Origin of the sequence: Corynebacterium sp. P3-F1 (assembly GCF_030503635.1) — a bacterium.
GTDB lineage: Bacteria > Actinomycetota > Actinomycetes > Mycobacteriales > Mycobacteriaceae > Corynebacterium.
Genome location: NZ_CP129965.1, coordinates 1,407,304 through 1,422,478 on the forward strand (window position 1 = coordinate 1,407,304; position 15,175 = coordinate 1,422,478).

Sequence of the window (15,175 nt, forward strand, 5' to 3'; positions counted from 1 at the left end):
ACCTGCGGTGTGTCACATGCACAACATCCGCCACACTCATTACATTGCACGGTATGAAGTGGAACGCCCTGATCGCCCTGGCCGTCCTCGTCGTCGCCGCATTCGCGCCCATGGACCCCGCTGCCACGTGGGTGCCGCGAGGCGCGGAGAACACGTCCGGAGCTCCCGCCGTCTATTCCGGCGCCGACAACCTCGGCGATGCCCGCCGCGCCGCCGCCGACGCCAGCGCGCAAGCCGGCTTCCTCACACAGGGCACCGCCAAGCTCAAAGAGGGCACGGAGCAGCTTCGCGACGGCTCCGGCGAACTCGCCGACGGCATCACCTCTGCCAAAGCCGGGGCAGACCAGCTCTCCCAGGGCATGGTCGAGCTCCAAGCCGGCACCGGCCAGCTTGCCGACGGCGCCACCCGCCTCGCAGACAACGTCGGCGGCGCCGTCGACCAAGTCATCGGCTTCGATGTCGTGCGCGGCCAAGTCCTCGCCGCCATCGACGACACCCTGAACACCACCCGCGGCAACAATGACCCCCAGGTCAAAGAGCTGCATGGCCAGCTCGAAGGCCTGCGGCGCCAAGTCGACACCGCAGAACTACCCGCCGACTGGGAGGCTCAGCTCAACGAGCTCAAAGACGGCTCGCGGGAGCTCGCCAACCAGCTGTCCACACCCGGCTACGCCTACCACGACGGCGTCTACTCCGCGACGAATGGCGCCACCGAACTGGCGAGAGGACTCGGCGAAATGAACAGCCGCGTCGGCGAAGCGCAAGACGGCATCAATCAGCTTGTCGACGGCGCCGCCAAAGTCGACGAAATGTCCACCACCACCAAGGAACGCATCAACGGCGTCCAGCGCGCCCTTCCTGCCGCTGCGCCGGTCGCGGGAACTACGGGGGCAGCGGCATCGGCGGGCGCCGGCGACGCTGCTAGCGGTGATGCATCTGGCGGCGATGCGGGTGGCGGGGCCTCGCAAAGCAAAGCCCCCATGTCCTCCCTCCCGCCCCTGGCCGCGATGTTGGTGAGCGCCCTGGCCGCGCTCGGCGGTGTCGCCGCGGCCCTCGCCGCCTACGGTGCGACGCGCTCCCGCTGGAGCATTACTGGTCTAGGAACGCTGCTGGCCGCCGGTGCCGGAACCATTCTGGTGACCATTCTGGGCACGGGTCTCACCCCCGCCGCAATCGGTATCACCGGCCTCGCCCTCGTGCTAGGCACCCTCGCTTCGGCCGGAATCACCTGGGTTCTCCGCGACGCCTTCGGCGAGCTCGGCGGTACCGCCACCGCCGGGATCTTCGCCCTCCTACAAACCGGTGTTGTCGGCTGGGTGTGGTCCCGCGCCGCCACCGGCGACGTCGACGCAGTTGCGCGCGCTGTCTCCTCGGCCATGCCCATGCACTGGAGCACTTCCGCTGTCTCCGCTGCCGGCAACAACGGCTCCCTAACCGCCCTGTGGACCGGTATCGGTCTGTCCGCGCTGCTCGCCCTTATCGGCCTGGTAGCAGCATTACGCAACCGGCCCGCCACCTCCACTGTCTCAGGCGCCCCGCGCGTCCGTGCCACCCGGCACCAAGCCGCGTCTCCTGCGATGCGGGCGAGCCGCACACCTGAATCCGCAAGCACGACCGATACCGCCCTCCTCGAAACCGACACGGGAACCGTCTCGGAGATCACCAGCGACTCAGAGGCCGACCCCGGAATCGAACACGTGCGCTAAAAAGCTCGCATTCTCCGGCATCCGCCAGATCATCCTTCACGGCAGGCTCGGATGGTTGCACTGCGAATCCTTGGAACGCGATTGCTTGGACGCGGAGAACGTGGCCACCTGCGCCCGATAGGCACAGCGCGCTGCCGCTTCGCCTCTCCATTTTTCAGCCAGTGATCCCCTCAACCTGCTGAACGCCTCACTCCGCTGGACCCGTTACAGCGCTGGACCCTCCACTTCGCCGAACCCAGAGTTCCACCTCGCTCGACGCGTCGTTCGCGCATGAAAAAAACCGGGCACCTCACAGCGGAGAGCCCGGTTACATGGTCGGGATAACAGGATTTGAACCTGCGACCTCTTCGTCCCGAACGAAGCGCGCTACCAAGCTGCGCCATATCCCGGTGCACTGAATCTGCTCGTGCTCACTGTGTGAACCGCACTTGATTAGTACCCGGGCTACTTTAGTCGATGGCCCGTTTAGCGCCAAAACGCCAGTTCGCCACAGTTGCGGCCGCGCTCATTGGAATGCCTGGCAACGATCATTCTCCGGACGCGGTGAGGGTGAGCAGCGCGGCAGAAGGGCGGCAGAAGATTCGCACGGGAGCGAATTTCGAGGTGCCCAAGCCGTTGGACACTTCTAGCCACATGTCGCCGTAGCGGTGCAGGCCGGATGCCCGTTCGCGGTCGATGTCGGCGTTGGTCACGATGGCGCGTTCGCCCGGCAGGCAAATCTGTCCGCCGTGCGTGTGGCCGGCCAGGGTGAGAGCGTACCCGTCGGAGGTGAATCGGTCGAGGACTCGACGGTAGGGGGCGTGGGTGACGCCGAGGGCCAGGTCGGCATCCGGGTTGGGGGCGCCGGCGACGGAGTCGTAGTCATCGAGGTCGTGGTGGGGGTCGTCGGTGCCGGTGACGGCGAGTTTCAGGCCACCGGCTTTGAACTCGAGGCGTTGGTGGGTGGCATCGCGCCAGCCGTGCTCGATGAAGGCGGCCCGCATGCCTTTCCACGGCAAGTCGACGTAGCTGGGTTCGCGTTTCTGGTCCAGCAGGTATTTCACCGGGTTGACCATGCGTGGCGCCCAGTAGTCGTTAGTACCGAACACGAACACGCCCGGGCGGTCGAGCAGCGGTCCCAATGCAGCGAGCACGTCGGGGACTGCCCGCTTGTCGGACAGGTTGTCGCCGGTGTTGACCACTAGGTCGGGATTCAAAGCGTCGAGTGCGGAGACCCAGGCGATCTTGGTTTTCTGCCCGGGAATCATGTGCAGGTCCGAGACGTGCAGGATGGTGAACGGGTCCGACCCTCCGGGGAGAATCGGTAGCTCGTAGCGCTTAAGGCGGAACTTGTTCAGCTCGCTGACGCCGTAGGCGAATGCCCCGGCGCCGAGCGCGGCACCAGCCGCCACCACAACGCCGGTACGCCGCAAGATGCGTGAGCCGCGGGACCTGTCCTGTTTTGTCGTCATTTCTCCGAGGGTACCGCTAGGCGCGCTACGCTCGTTGCCATGAGTGACTTGAAGAATCAGATCCGCGCCGACCTCAAAGAAGCGATGAAGGCGAAGGAGAAAGAGCGCACGGGCACAATCCGCATGCTGCTCGCCGCGATCCAGACGGAGGAGACCGAAGGCACGAAGCATGAGCTGACGGACGAGGAGGTACTGAAGGTCGTCGCTCGCGAGATCAAGAAGCGCCGCGAGTCGGCGGAGGTCTACGCAGAAAACGGCCGTCAGGAGCTCGCGGACGCGGAGCTCGGCGAGGTCGCAGTCCTCGAGACGTACCAGCCGAAGCAGCTTGACGACGCAGAACTTGCCGAGCTTATCGACGCCGCCATTTCCCACACCGGCGCCACCTCCATGAAGGACATGGGCCAGGTGATGAAGGCCGCCACTGAGAAGGCTGCCGGACGTGCCGACGGCAAACGGTTGTCCGCCGCGGTCAAAGAGCGCCTCGGCCAGTAGCAGAGAGCTCGCTACTCAACTGCGCGGCACCTCACCGAGCGGAACCCCACCGGCAGAATCTCACCGGGGCGGAACCCGGCTGCGGGGATTTAGCTAGCGGAAGAGGTCGGCCAGTTCGTCTGCAAGCTGCCCTACGTCGCGCTCAGCGGGAGATGGTTCCACTGGTGCGCTCATCTCGCGGGAGGGGGAGGGGGCGCTGGGACGCGTCGATAAGCGTGCGTCTGAACCGTCGGAAACGACGAGCGTAATGGTCGAATCTGGCCCGGCATTCTTGCTTGCGCGGGTGTCCACGACTTCATCTTTCGGTGCACCCTTGCCGGAACTCAATGTCTCGCGGACCCGCAAACCCGCTTCCTCGAGCATTGCGCGTGCCTCGTCTTTCTTCATGCCGACCGCCCGCTTCAGCAGTTCATCGCGCGCCTTCGGATCGAACAACGCGCTCGGCGTGGGAAGCCCCGCATCCGTGGCGCCCGGCATGCGTGAGGCCATGCGGAACCACGACTCCGCCGCCTCCTGGCCTCCGAACAGTGACCCCTCTGCGCACTGCCGCACCGGACCCGTGCACAGCGGTGCAGTCTGCGTACCGTCGTTGTAAATGTACGTAGCTGCCGCGAACTTCCTATTGAAACCCAGGAACGCCGACGACTGATGCGATTCAGTCGTACCGGTTTTTGCGGCGACCGCTCCCCGCCAGCCGGCGGAGTCAGCTGCTTTCTTTGCCGTACCTGATACGGCATCCTCCGCCATGCCCCCTGCGAGGCCTGCCGCGAGCTCAGGTTCGACGGCCTGCTCGCAATCCGGGCGGTCGATAGCCACCTCGTCGCCGTAGCGGTCCACGATGCTCTTGATCGGGTTTGGTTCGCACCACGTGCCGTCGGAAGCGAGCGTCGCTGCGACATTGGACAGCTCCAACGGGTTCACTGCCGTCGGGCCCAGCGTGAACGAGCCCAAGTTGTGCTGGCGGAAGTAGTCGGCGACCGAATTATCCTCGTCGAAGGTGCCCTGATCCTCGTACGAGCGCAGCCCGAGCCGCACAGCCATATCGACGGTCGGTTCCACGCCCACATTCTCAATGAGCTTCACAAACGGTGTGTTCGGCGACTTGGCCAACGCCTCCCGCAGAGTCATTTCGCTGGGGAACCTGCCCGCATTCTCCACGCAGTACGCACCAGCAGGGCAGCCCTTTGCTCCGCCTTCGCCCATTCCGTAGACCACGGCGCGGTTCGGCACCTCCAACGTCGACTCCAAGTTGTAGCCGTTCTCGAGGGCCGCCGCGGCGGTGAAGATCTTGAACACAGAACCCGCACCGTTGCCCACCATCGACGATGTTTGCGGCAGCACTGTCTGACTCTCGTCTTGGTCCAGGCCGTAGTCGCGCGAGGATGTCATCGCCAAAATATCGTGGCTGTCCTGCCCTGGCTCGATGACGTTGATGACCTCAGCGACCCCGGGCTGCCCCTTCCGAACAGCGCTCGTTGCCGCTTCATGGGTGATGTCTTGCACTTGGGGGTCCAGCGTCGTCGTGATTGTGTAAGCACCACGCTCAACCTCCTCCGTGCTCAAGCCCTTATCGGCGAGGTATTTCAGCGCGTAATCACACAAGAATCCTGAGTTGCCTGCCGTGATGCACCCCCGGGGGAGAAGCGACGGTTCGTTGAGCACCCCGAGTGGCTGGCTCGCGTACTTGTCGGCGTCGGCCTGGCTCAAGTACCCCGAGCCGACCATTGCCTGGAGCACCATATTGCGGCGCTCCTTAGCTCCCTCCGGGTTCGTGTACGGGTTTAGGAACTCCGAGGATTGCAGCATGCCGACCAGCAACGCCGATTGCGGAACTGTCAATTGGGACGCCGATGTGTCGAAGTACGTGCGCGCGGCAGCCTCGATGCCGTAAGCATGATTGCCGAAAGACACAAGATTCAGGTAGCGGGCGAGGATTTCCTCCTTGGACAACCGCTTGTCCAAGTCCGACGCCATGCGCATCTCCCGCAATTTGCGCGGAATCGACTGCTCGACGGCAGCGGACTGCTCTTCCGTCGTATCGGCGTTCACGAGGAGAAGGTAGTTCTTCACGTACTGCTGGTCGATCGTCGACGCACCCTCCTCGACACCTCCGGCCAGGATATTCGTCACCAATGCGCGGGCGAAGCCTTGCATATCGACGCCCTCGTGCTCGTAGAACCTCCTGTCCTCGATAGCCACCAAGGCGTCTTTGGCGGACTGGGCGATTTCGTCCGGCTCCACCTCGTAGCGACGCTGCGCGTAGATCCATGCCATCGGATCGCCGTTGGTGTCCGTGATCGTCGTGACGCCGGGAACAGCTCCGTCAGTCAAGTCGGCGAGATTGGACTGCATCGTGTTATCGACGCGCGTCACAGCAGCCCCTCCGATACCCGCAGCAGGCGCGAGGCACACCGCCATGCCAAAGCCCGCCGCCACAAGGCCGGTGAGCAGTTTTCCCAGGGAACTTAGCGCAGACACCTCTCTTACACTACGGCCTTACATCCGTCAGCGGAATTGGCACCTACCCCCGCGTGTGTGATCTATTCGACAATAAACCTTGTGCGTGAATACACTTACATAGCGACGGCATGGTGAAAAAGACCTAGCCTCACTACCTGAGTGAAATGGCCCCGGAAGGAGACTGTGGTGACCGCTACGATCAACAACCGCGCACTGGAAAACGTCAACCAAGCCCTACGGACGGGGCGACCGGTACCTCAGCGCATCACCACAGACTCCGCGGATTCCACACGCTCCTTCGAGCGGGGCGAATGGGTCACCATGGCCGTTTGTCGCTCCGGCGACCCGGATGCCCTGTTCGTCCGGGGTGCTGAGCAGCGCAAAGCAGCCGCCATCTGCCGCAGCTGCCCCGTCCAAATGGAATGCCGCGCTGATGCCCTGGACAATAAGGTTGAATTCGGGGTCTGGGGTGGGCTGACCGAGCGCCAGCGCCGCGCAGTCCTGCGCAAGAACCCCAATGTGACCGACTGGGCAGCCCACCTGGCAGCGGGTAAAGAGATCATCGGCCTCTAACGCGCTAGCGGCGTCAGGCGGGCCCGAGCTGGCTCACGCTGACTCGCGCGGAGTTTCGCCGTGTTCACGTGAGCTGACTCGCACCGCACCGCGCTGACCCGAGCTGCGCCACACTGACCCGCATTGGGTTCCGCGCTGTTCCAGACCTTTGCACCCCGCTCGACCTGTAGTGTGGTGCCCATGAAGAAATGGGAATACGCAACCGTTCCGCTGCTCACGCACGCTACGAAGCAAATCCTGGACACCTGGGGCGAGGACGGCTGGGAGCTCGTCACCGTGACCCCGGGGCCGAACCCGGAGAATGTCGTCGCCTACATGAAGCGGGAGCTCTAATGGCGGGCGAATCGAATGGCGGTTTGAAGGACGCCCCGTCGGCAGGCATCAAGGCTCGCCTCGCGGAGTTGGGAATCGATCTCCCGCAGGTCGCGGCACCCGTTGCCGCATATGTTCCCGCTGCCCGGGTGGGCAACCAGGTGTGGACGTCTGGCCAGCTCCCGTTCGTCGACGGAGCCCTTCCAGCAACTGGCAAGGTCGGCGCAGAAGTATCCGCAGACGACGCGTACGGCTACGCGCGCACCGCTGTGCTGAATGCACTGGCTGCCGTGGACTCAGTAGGTGGCTTGGACAACGTGACCCGTGTGGTCAAGGTCGTTGGCTATGTTGCATCGGCGCCGGAATTCACTGGTCAGCCGGGCGTCGTTAATGGCGCGTCGGATGTCGTCGGTGAAATCTTCGGTGAGGCTGGTGCCCATGTCCGTAGCGCTGTCGGTGTCGCGGTTTTGCCGCTCGACGCCCCGGTGGAGGTAGAGCTCGTGGTCGAGGTTTCCGACGCGAGCTAGCCCACATCCCCCAGCGAGAAATGGCTGTACTCCAGTCACTGACGGTAGAGTTGGGGTTATGCAGCATCCTGCCTACAGTCAACTGCGTCCTGTAACCCCGTCCGCCGCTGTCGTGCTGGCACCGAACCCCAGCTATGCCGCGCTGGAGGGCACGAACTCTTGGGTGATCCGCGACCCGGAAGATGAGTTCAGTATCGTCATCGACCCGGGCCCGGAGGATGAGGGACACCTGAACGTTCTGCAATCTGCCGCGGACAAGGTCGCGCTGGTGCTGTTGACGCACCGTCACCACGACCACGCTGACGGGGCACAGCGTTTCCGCCAGCTCACGGGAGCGTCGGTGCGCGCGTTCGACGAGCGTTACTGCATCGGCGGCGAGCCGCTCGAGGACGGCGAGATCATCAGCATCGACGGCGTTACTCCGCGCATCAAAGTCGTTCACACTCCTGGCCACACCCAGGACTCAGTTTGCTTCTACATCTACTCGGGTGATCCGGAGTCGACGAAGCTGGAAGGCATTGTCACCGGCGACACGATTGCCGGCCGTCACACCACAATGATCTCCGAGACCGACGGTGACCTAGGTGCGTACTTGGAGTCGCTCGCCAAGCTCGAGGATGACGGTGCAGGCATGACGTTGCTGCCCGGACACGGCCCGGAGGGGGACAACCTCGCGGAATTCGCCCGCAAGTACATCGACCGCCGCAACTACCGCCTCGACCAGATCCGCAAGGTCCGCGAAGAGCACGGCACGGATCTGAGCATCAATGAACTTGTTGACGCCATGTACGATGACGTCGACCCCGTTCTTCGCGGTGCCGCCGAGCAGTCCACCCGCGTCGCGCTGAGGTATCTCGACAGCAAGAATTAAGCTTTTCGCTTATCGACGTCCCCGCCTAGGCACCCGTCTCACTGACCGGACGCATCGACCGGTTTTGGGCGTGGTTTTTGGCCCCGTCTCCGTTTGTTGTGTTTGGGGATGGGGTCGTTGGTGTCGGTGTCTGCCTCCCGCTGAGTCTTTCCCCTGTCAGCGTGTCAGTGCTGCCTTCCGCTGGTTATTCCTGTTGTTTTCCGAATAGCAGGTGCATTGCTCCGTACTGGTGGGTGGTGTTCGCCACCGGTGTCCCCCTCGGTGAGACCCATACGGGTGTGCCGCCCCGGATCTGTATCCTGCCCCGGTGTTGATGTGCGGGGTCGTCGTCGTTGGTGCGGTTGTGATACCTGCACAAGATGGACAGGTTGTCCATGTTCGTCGGTCCGCCCCGTGCCCACGGTGTGACGTGGTGGACCTCGCAGTTATCCGCCGCGTGCCGGCACTCCGGCACCGGGCAGGTCGTCAACGTCGCCCGGGCTAAATCCCGCTGCTTCTGGTTCGCGAACCTGTGACCGGTGTACAAGTTCACCGGTCCTGCCTGCGGGTGGAACAACGCCACCTCAAGATCCTCCCCGCAGAACCGGGCCAAATATTCCGCACCGGTGATCGTGGTCCCGTCTGATAACCCCAGGACGGTGTCGTCGCCGTCCCCGCGCAGGATTGTCGTGTGTTCCTCTAGTGGGACGATTACTAACGGGCGGGGAACAGCATCGGCGACACCACCGTCGCCTTTCAGGATGCCGGTGAGTGCTTCATACATTTGCGGGCCTGCAGGACGCCGCGGATCAAGACCCTGGCGCAGGGCGTATTCCAAAGCGGCGATATCGCGCTCGTGACCGGTGGCGGTAAAAGACCGTGTGCCTTTTCTTGTTTTGCTGAACCGGACCGTGGACTCCGGTGCTGGCTTGTCCAGATCGGGATCGGGAATGATGTCCCTCGCACGGCGCTTGAGTGTCTCGTAATTCCCCCGCACCGACAACAGCGCACGGCGTAGCCGCCACTTCTCGGACGGGTTTGACACAGCTTTGAGTTGGTTTTCGATCAGTACCAACTGATCCAACGACTTGTCCGTCTCACGGGCAACACGCACCGCCTGGGCTTGCTTCCGGGTGAACCGGGTCGGGCCGAAATAGACCCGGTGGAGTGTGTCCCAGTCGTTGATGGTTGCAGGTTTGACGCCGGCAGCACGAGCTGCCTGGCGGTCGAAACCAACCAGGATGTCCAACGGGCTGCCAAGAGAATTCAAAAAAGCGTCAAACGAATTCACGCCCCACACGCTAAAACCAACCTTGAAAACCCGAAAGAACACCACCTGAAACCTGTGGACGACTAAGTTGACACATCAGTGTTCTGTGGAATGTGCTGAACAGACCGTGACGAAACCACCCCGCTGACAAACGAAAGGGGGGGGGGGGGCGGTTCCATGAACCCCGGAAGAGTTTAGCGGGCGCGGCGCGCCAAGTGCTCGGTGTCGACGATGAGGACGGATTTGCCTTCGAGGCGGATCCAACCGCGCTGGGCGAAAGTGGCGAGGGCTTTGTTCACGGTCTCGCGGGAGGCGCCGACAAGCTGGGCGATTTCTTCCTGGGTCAGGTCGTGGTTGACGCGCAGGCCGGAGCCTTCTTGGGTGCCGAAGCGGTTGGCCAGCTGTAGCAGGGTCTTGGCAACGCGTCCGGGAACATCGGTGAAGATGAGATCTGCGAGCGATGCATTGGTGCGGCGGAGCCGGCGTGCGAGGACGCGGAGGAGCTGCTGGGAGATCTCGGGGTGGTCGTTGATCCACGTGCGGAGCATCTCGGAGTCCATGGTGGCGGCTTCGACTTCGGTGACGCAGACGGCGGAGGAGGTGCGTGGACCCGGGTCGAAGATAGATAGTTCGCCGAACATGTCGGACGGCCCCATCACGGAAAGGAGGTTTTCGCGGCCGTCGGGAGCGTGGCGGGCGAGCTTCACTTTGCCTTCGATGATGATGTAGAGGGTGTCGCCGGGTTCGCCTTCGTCGAAGATAGTGGTTCCGCGGGGGAATGACTCCGTCTGCATTTGTGAGATCAGGTTGACCACGGCGTCGGGGTCAACACCTTGGAAGATCCCAGCGCGGGCGAGTGTTTCCTGCACGCTTTGCATCGAGGCTCCTTGTCGTTGTAGGCCGTGTGGAGTTGGTCACCGGAGTGGCAGCTCGCGGGCCATGTCACAACTGCCTACATTATCATCTCGGATCGGTCTGGCTGCCGTCGATGAGAAGCGTGACTGCCCGGGGATGAATCACCGTTGGGTGCGCCGTCGTTCATTGTTGCGTCTCGGCATGGACGACGGCGGTTTCGAGCCGTTCCATGCTGACGAGAAAGACGGCGAGGAACACGGGCGCGAGTAGCGCGAGGAGAATGCTCACCATACTGGCTCACTATAGTGGACTGCATGTCTGGTTCTGGTTCGACGACGCCTCAGCGGTTTCGCCGTCCGGGTTCGCATCCGGCTGCTAGGGGGACGGAGACGGCGTTGGGGCTCACGCGTCGTGCGAGGCGGATCAATAGGACGTTGGCGGTGGCGTTTCCGGACGCGCATGCAGAGTTGTTGGATTTCACGACGCCGCTCGAGTTGCTGATGGCCACCATGTTGAGTGCCCAGACGACAGATGTCCGGGTCAATCAGGTCACCCCGACGCTTTTCGCACGCTTTTCGACGGCCGCGGCTTACGCCGCGGCTGACCCCGCCGAGCTGGAGGAGATTATTAAACCGGTGGGGTTTTATCGCGCGAAGGCGGGCCATTTGAAGGGGATCGGCGAGAAGCTGGTGGCGGATTTCGGGGGCGAGGTTCCGGTGGCGGTCGAGGACTTGGTGACGTTGCCGGGTGTCGGGCGGAAGACTGCCCATGTGGTGCGGGGGAATGCTTTCGGTTTGCCGGGGTTGACGGTGGATACGCATTTTCAGCGTTTAGTGCACCGGCTGGGGCTCACGGATGAGAAGGATCCTGTGGCGATCGAGAAAGCGGTGGGGGAGTTGATCGAGAAGTCGGAGTGGACGATGTTTTCCCACCGCCTTATTTTCTGTGGCCGCCGGGTGTGCCATGCGCGGAAGGCGGCGTGTGGTGCGTGCCCGTTGGCGTACGATTGCCCGTCGTTTGGCCGAGTTGGCCCGATTGAGTGGCAGGACGCGGAGAGACTGGTCACTGGGCCGGAGCGTGACCATATCCTCGCAATGGTTGGAGATGGTGCGTAGTGAGGAAGCAGGTTTGGGCGAGCGTTGCTGTGCTTGTTGCGGTGACGGTCGTGGTTGTCGCGGCGGCGGTGTGGATGCTTCGGTCCGGAGAGTCGACGCAGTCCGAGCCCGAGCAGTCCGTGAATAATACGGGGGATTCCGCTGACTTCGAGCAGACGGAGGCAGCGGTGCAGCGGCGCCCGGATTGCCCGGGTCAGACTGTTGGGGGCGTGGAGCTGCCGTGTCTCGGGGGAGGGGACAGCGGCGCGCAGAATAACGGTGCCGATCACAAAGGAGCGGACCGCGTCGGCGCTGATCGCATCACTGTCGCCAACGTGTGGGCGTGGTGGTGCGAGCCGTGCCGGGCGGAATTGCCGGCGCTGGACGAGTTCGCGCGTGAGCATCCCGAATACACGGTGGTCGGCGTGCATGCCGACACGAACGCGGCGAACGGAGCGGCATTGCTCAATGATCTCGGAATGGAGCTGCCTAGCTACCAGGACAGCAGCAACGCCTTCGCCGGAACGCTGGGGTTGCCGGGGGTCGTTCCTGTCACTGTGGTCTTCCGGGGGAAGAGAAGGTGGGGGTTTTGGGGAGGGGCTTTTCGTCGTCAAGCGAGATTGCGCGAGCTGTCGAGGGGGTGCTGTAGATGGCGTTGTGGCTGGAAGAACTGGCGGGCGTGCTCTCTGCGCCGGGCAACGCGTCGCTGGTGAACACGATGCAGGGGCACATGCGGCTGGTGTCGCGGAAATCTCGCAAGTCGGCGGTGCTGATGTGTTTTACGGGTGACGCGCACGCGGCGGATCTGCCTGATGATGCGCAGATTCTGCTGACCCACCGAGCGCCCACGTTGCGGAACCACTCGGGTCAAATGGCGTTTCCCGGCGGGCGCCTGGAACCTGAGGACGGCGGCCCCGTCGATGCTGCTCTGCGCGAAGCTAATGAGGAAACGGGTCTGGATCCCGCGCGCGTGCAGACATTGGCTGTGCTTGAACCAATCGGCGTGGGGCCGTCCGGCTACCCGGTGAATCCTGTGCTCGCGTACGCGGAGAACCCTGGTGATGTGTGGTGCGCGAGCCCGGAGGAAAATGACGACGTCTTCTTCGTGGACCTTGCGCAACTCATCGATCCAGCTAATCGCTTCCGTGTCACGCGGTTGGGATGGTCGGGCCCGGCTTTCGATGTCAACGGTTACCTCGTGTGGGGTTTCACCGCGTCGTTGCTTGCGGTGATGATCCGCGAAGCCGGCTGGGAAGAGTCGTGGGAGCACAAGGAACCGATTGATCTGCGTAAAGCGCTGCACGCGTCGCGCAACGGCGAGGGACATGAGGTTTAGACTCCGCGGCGCGTAGGGTGACCTTCCGTGACTGCTCTCATCATCGACCTTGCGCTTGTGGTGCTATTCGCGGCGGCGCTGGCGGGTGGTTGGCGTCAAGGAGCGTTTTCTGCCGGATTCGCAGCGGTGGGGGTCACGGCGGGTCTCGTGGTGGGGCTCGGCGCGGCGGGGCTGTTGATGCGGGTATCGGAAAGCACGAATATGCGTGTGCTCCTGCTTCTCGCGACGGTGGTGCTGTTTGTGGGCGCAGGCAATATCGTCGGTGCGACTGTCGGTTCGGCGTTGCGGGAAGGACTGCGGTCGAAGGCGACGCTGCGGTGGGATTCGCTCGTGGGTTCGCTGTTGCAGCTGTTGATGGCGGTTGTTGTGATGTGGCTCGTGGCTGTGCCCGTCGCCGCCAATGTCGGTGGCCCATTCGGTAGCGCGATCCGTAGTTCGCGGGTGCTCGGCGCGATCGATAGTGCGGTTCCGGATTGGGGTAACAAGCTGCCTACGCACATTGCGCGGCTTATCGACGTCACCGGCCTGCCCCCATTGGTGTCCCCTTTCCAAGGAGACGGCGCTGAGGTGGAGGAGCCGGACCCCGGCATCGTCAACCAGGAGGTTGTGGAAGCTGTGCGCCCCAGTGTCGTGCATGTGCTGGGGGACGCGGAAAGCTGCCGCCGGCGTTTGTCGGGGTCCGGGTTCGTCTCTGCGCCCGACTACGTGGTGACGAATGCGCATGTCGTTGCTGGCACCGAAACGGTGCAGCTGGACACCGTGCTGGGGTTGAAGCAGGCAAGCGTGGTGCTGTACGACCCGGAGGTGGATATCGCGGTGCTACACGTGCCCGATCTGGGGCTTGAGCCACTGCGGAAAGCAGCCGGAGCTGCGCGCAGCGGGGATAGTGCCATGGTAATGGGCTTTCCCGGCAACGGTCCGTTCACAGTCTCGCCGGTGCGTGTGCGTGAGCGCCTGAATATTTCGGGGCCGGACATCTACGCCACCGGCCGCACCGAGCGCGAGGCGTTCACGCTGCGCGGGTCGATCCGGCAGGGCAATTCCGGCGGGCCGTTGGTTTCCGGGGCAGGGGAGGTACTCGGGGTCGTCTTCGGCACAGCGGTGGATGGGAGCGACACGGGGTATGCCCTCACCATTCCGCAAATGGACGAGGTCGTTGGGGATTATGTCGGGCTGACGAAGCAGGTAGATACCAAGGGCTGCGTGTCCTAGCACGTCCCAACACGGTCCCAGTTTGTCCCAGTGCGTCCCAGCACGTCCCAGTGTGTGTCCCAGCACGTCTTAGCGAACTCTAGCGCAGAAACGACACGAGTTGATCCACGAATCCGTCTGGGTTCTCGATGTGTGGGAGATTCTTCGTGCTGGGGATCGAGGCGATGACGGGGGCGCGGGTCAGGCGCCGGGCGGATGCGGCGTCGATGTCCCTCCACAGGGTCTGGGAGGGGTGGATGAGGAGCGCGGGGGCATCGACGAGCGTGGTGCTGGTACGCGGTGACGCGGTGAGCAACCGTGTGTTGCGCACGATTCCGCGCAGGGCGTTGTCGATGCGCGCGGCGCGCACCCGCAGGCGCAATGTCTCCTCGAATTCCGGCGTGTCCGCGAATTCAGGGTGGGTGTTGAGGGCCAGCTCGCGGCGCCACACGCGGGGAATGAGCGGTGCGCACCTGTGGTGGAACCAGAGCGGCAGCCGTCCGACAGTGACCCGCGTAAGCATGAAGATTAACTCCCACGGGCGGGTGCGCATGTGTCGGCGAAGGTCGGCTGGATGGGCAGCGGAAACGGTGATGAGGCTGGCCGCCCGGCCGGGATAGGTGGACGCGTGCACCCACGCAAGTGCGCCGCCGGTGTCGTGGCCGACGATGTGGGCGCGGTTGTGGCCGAGCGCGGAGATGATGCCGTCGATATCACCTGCGGCGATGAGGGCGGGATCCCCGGCGCGGGCCGGTGGTTTGTCCGACATGCCGTAACCGCGCATGTCTACCGCCGCGACGTGGAAGCCGTGGGCTGCAAGCGGCGCGATGACGTGCCGGAAATCCAGCCACGCCCCGAATGTGCCGTGTACCAGCAGGATCAGCGGGTCTCCCGGATCGCCAGCGACGGCGGAATGGAGGCGGATACCGCGCGTATGCAGCAGGACGTGCTCGAATGGACCGTCAAGCGCGACAGCTTTCGGGGAGACGGGGTGAGTACTCATAGCTGGAAAAGCGCCCCGGGCGCAGTGCCGTGGGCGCTTTGGTGTGCGCATTGTG

The 15,175-nt window shown here is 63.7% G+C and carries 16 protein-coding genes and 1 tRNA gene; 11 read left to right on the forward strand and 6 right to left on the reverse strand.

The features are described from left to right. Positions 1 to 53 precede the first annotated feature (53 nt). Positions 54 to 1,706 carry a hypothetical protein gene (locus tag QYQ98_RS06600; RefSeq protein ID WP_302006097.1) on the forward strand — a complete coding sequence of 551 codons (1,653 nt, stop codon included), beginning with the start codon at positions 54 to 56 and terminating at the stop codon, positions 1,704 to 1,706. A 312-nt stretch (positions 1,707 to 2,018) separates the two neighbouring features. Here the strand turns inward: QYQ98_RS06600 and QYQ98_RS06605 are convergent. Together QYQ98_RS06605 and QYQ98_RS06610 are read right to left on the reverse strand one after the other, a co-directional pair. After that, positions 2,019 to 2,095: transfer RNA gene (locus QYQ98_RS06605), tRNA-Pro, on the reverse strand. A 138-nt stretch (positions 2,096 to 2,233) separates the two neighbouring features. After that, positions 2,234 to 3,157, reverse strand: a complete 924-nt coding sequence (locus QYQ98_RS06610) for a metallophosphoesterase (RefSeq protein WP_302006098.1) — start codon at positions 3,155 to 3,157, stop codon at positions 2,234 to 2,236. 39 nt (positions 3,158 to 3,196) lie between these two features. Here QYQ98_RS06610 and QYQ98_RS06615 point away from each other — a divergent pair, with 39 nt between their 5' ends. Continuing rightward, complete coding sequence (locus QYQ98_RS06615; protein ID WP_302006099.1) at positions 3,197 to 3,649, forward strand: GatB/YqeY domain-containing protein; 453 nt, start codon at positions 3,197 to 3,199, stop codon at positions 3,647 to 3,649. A gap of 93 nt (positions 3,650 to 3,742) precedes the next feature. Here QYQ98_RS06615 and QYQ98_RS06620 read toward each other — a convergent pair whose 3' ends face one another. Next, a complete protein-coding gene (locus QYQ98_RS06620) occupies positions 3,743 to 6,127 on the reverse strand; it encodes a transglycosylase domain-containing protein (RefSeq protein WP_302006100.1) in 2,385 nt (794 codons plus the stop codon). 303 nt (positions 6,128 to 6,430) lie between these two features. Between QYQ98_RS06620 and QYQ98_RS06625 the strand changes: the two genes are divergently transcribed. From QYQ98_RS06625 to QYQ98_RS06640, 4 genes are all read left to right on the forward strand, one after another. Next, positions 6,431 to 6,682, forward strand: coding sequence for a WhiB family transcriptional regulator (locus tag QYQ98_RS06625; RefSeq protein WP_367881642.1), 252 nt, complete (start codon positions 6,431 to 6,433; stop codon positions 6,680 to 6,682). Positions 6,683 to 6,862: 180 nt separating this feature from the next. Next, positions 6,863 to 7,015, forward strand: a complete 153-nt coding sequence (locus QYQ98_RS06630; protein WP_302006101.1) for a DUF4177 domain-containing protein — start codon at positions 6,863 to 6,865, stop codon at positions 7,013 to 7,015. Next, complete coding sequence (locus QYQ98_RS06635) at positions 7,015 to 7,521, forward strand: RidA family protein (RefSeq protein WP_302006102.1); 507 nt, start codon at positions 7,015 to 7,017, stop codon at positions 7,519 to 7,521. The genes QYQ98_RS06630 and QYQ98_RS06635 overlap by 1 nt, the downstream gene beginning before the upstream one ends. A 58-nt stretch (positions 7,522 to 7,579) precedes the next feature. Beyond that, positions 7,580 to 8,392 carry an MBL fold metallo-hydrolase gene (locus QYQ98_RS06640; RefSeq protein WP_302006103.1) on the forward strand — a complete coding sequence of 271 codons (813 nt, stop codon included), beginning with the start codon at positions 7,580 to 7,582 and terminating at the stop codon, positions 8,390 to 8,392. Between the two features lie 184 nt (positions 8,393 to 8,576). Here the strand turns inward: QYQ98_RS06640 and QYQ98_RS06645 are convergent, their stop codons facing one another. Next, positions 8,577 to 9,662 carry an HNH endonuclease signature motif containing protein gene (locus QYQ98_RS06645; protein WP_302006104.1) on the reverse strand — a complete coding sequence of 362 codons (1,086 nt, stop codon included), beginning with the start codon at positions 9,660 to 9,662 and terminating at the stop codon, positions 8,577 to 8,579. A 173-nt stretch (positions 9,663 to 9,835) separates the two neighbouring features. Then, complete coding sequence (gene glxR, locus QYQ98_RS06650; protein ID WP_302006105.1) at positions 9,836 to 10,519, reverse strand: CRP-like cAMP-activated global transcriptional regulator GlxR; 684 nt, start codon at positions 10,517 to 10,519, stop codon at positions 9,836 to 9,838. A 61-nt stretch (positions 10,520 to 10,580) separates the two neighbouring features. Between glxR and QYQ98_RS06655 the strand changes: the two genes are divergently transcribed. Genes QYQ98_RS06655 through QYQ98_RS06675 form a run of 5 tightly spaced genes read left to right on the forward strand, consistent with a single transcriptional unit; the run spans position 10,581 to position 14,138 of the window. After that, positions 10,581 to 10,766 carry a hypothetical protein gene (locus tag QYQ98_RS06655; RefSeq protein WP_302006106.1) on the forward strand — a complete coding sequence of 62 codons (186 nt, stop codon included), beginning with the start codon at positions 10,581 to 10,583 and terminating at the stop codon, positions 10,764 to 10,766. Positions 10,767 to 10,810: 44 nt separating this feature from the next. Continuing rightward, the gene (gene nth, locus QYQ98_RS06660) at positions 10,811 to 11,611 is read left to right on the forward strand and encodes an endonuclease III (RefSeq protein ID WP_302006107.1); all 801 of its coding nucleotides are present in this window, start codon (positions 10,811 to 10,813) and stop codon (positions 11,609 to 11,611) included. Then, a complete protein-coding gene (locus QYQ98_RS06665; RefSeq protein ID WP_367881621.1) occupies positions 11,611 to 12,303 on the forward strand; it encodes a TlpA family protein disulfide reductase in 693 nt (230 codons plus the stop codon). The genes nth and QYQ98_RS06665 overlap by 1 nt, the downstream gene beginning before the upstream one ends. Beyond that, positions 12,240 to 12,926 (forward strand): CoA pyrophosphatase, encoded by a 687-nt coding sequence (locus QYQ98_RS06670; RefSeq protein WP_302006108.1) that lies wholly within the window; start codon positions 12,240 to 12,242, stop codon positions 12,924 to 12,926. Before QYQ98_RS06665 ends, QYQ98_RS06670 begins: the two co-directional genes overlap by 64 nt. Positions 12,927 to 12,953: 27 nt before the next feature. Beyond that, the gene (locus QYQ98_RS06675) at positions 12,954 to 14,138 is read left to right on the forward strand and encodes a MarP family serine protease (protein WP_302006109.1); all 1,185 of its coding nucleotides are present in this window, start codon (positions 12,954 to 12,956) and stop codon (positions 14,136 to 14,138) included. A gap of 79 nt (positions 14,139 to 14,217) precedes the next feature. On the opposite strand, the gene QYQ98_RS06680 is transcribed toward QYQ98_RS06675, so the two are convergent. After that, on the reverse strand, positions 14,218 to 15,120 hold the full coding sequence (locus tag QYQ98_RS06680) for an alpha/beta fold hydrolase (RefSeq protein ID WP_302006110.1): 903 nt from the start codon (positions 15,118 to 15,120) through the stop codon (positions 14,218 to 14,220). Positions 15,121 to 15,175: the final 55 nt, after the last annotated feature.

Bases quoted from the DNA above. Each gene is read 5' to 3' on its own strand.
- QYQ98_RS06635 (WP_302006102.1), top strand. From the start codon at position 7,015: ATGGCGGGCGAATCGAATGGCGGTTTGAAGGACGCCCCGTCGGCAGGC.
- QYQ98_RS06640 (WP_302006103.1), top strand. From the start codon at position 7,580: ATGCAGCATCCTGCCTACAGTCAACTGCGTCCTGTAACCCCGTCCGCC.
- QYQ98_RS06600 (WP_302006097.1), top strand. From the start codon at position 54: ATGAAGTGGAACGCCCTGATCGCCCTGGCCGTCCTCGTCGTCGCCGCA.
- glxR (WP_302006105.1), bottom strand. From the start codon at position 10,519: ATGCAAAGCGTGCAGGAAACACTCGCCCGCGCTGGGATCTTCCAAGGT.
- QYQ98_RS06610 (WP_302006098.1), bottom strand. From the start codon at position 3,157: ATGACGACAAAACAGGACAGGTCCCGCGGCTCACGCATCTTGCGGCGT.
- QYQ98_RS06630 (WP_302006101.1), top strand. From the start codon at position 6,863: ATGAAGAAATGGGAATACGCAACCGTTCCGCTGCTCACGCACGCTACG.
- nth (WP_302006107.1), top strand. From the start codon at position 10,811: ATGTCTGGTTCTGGTTCGACGACGCCTCAGCGGTTTCGCCGTCCGGGT.
- QYQ98_RS06670 (WP_302006108.1), top strand. From the start codon at position 12,240: ATGGCGTTGTGGCTGGAAGAACTGGCGGGCGTGCTCTCTGCGCCGGGC.
- QYQ98_RS06625 (WP_367881642.1), top strand. From the start codon at position 6,431: ATGGCCGTTTGTCGCTCCGGCGACCCGGATGCCCTGTTCGTCCGGGGT.
- QYQ98_RS06615 (WP_302006099.1), top strand. From the start codon at position 3,197: ATGAGTGACTTGAAGAATCAGATCCGCGCCGACCTCAAAGAAGCGATG.
- QYQ98_RS06655 (WP_302006106.1), top strand. From the start codon at position 10,581: ATGTCACAACTGCCTACATTATCATCTCGGATCGGTCTGGCTGCCGTC.
- QYQ98_RS06680 (WP_302006110.1), bottom strand. From the start codon at position 15,120: ATGAGTACTCACCCCGTCTCCCCGAAAGCTGTCGCGCTTGACGGTCCA.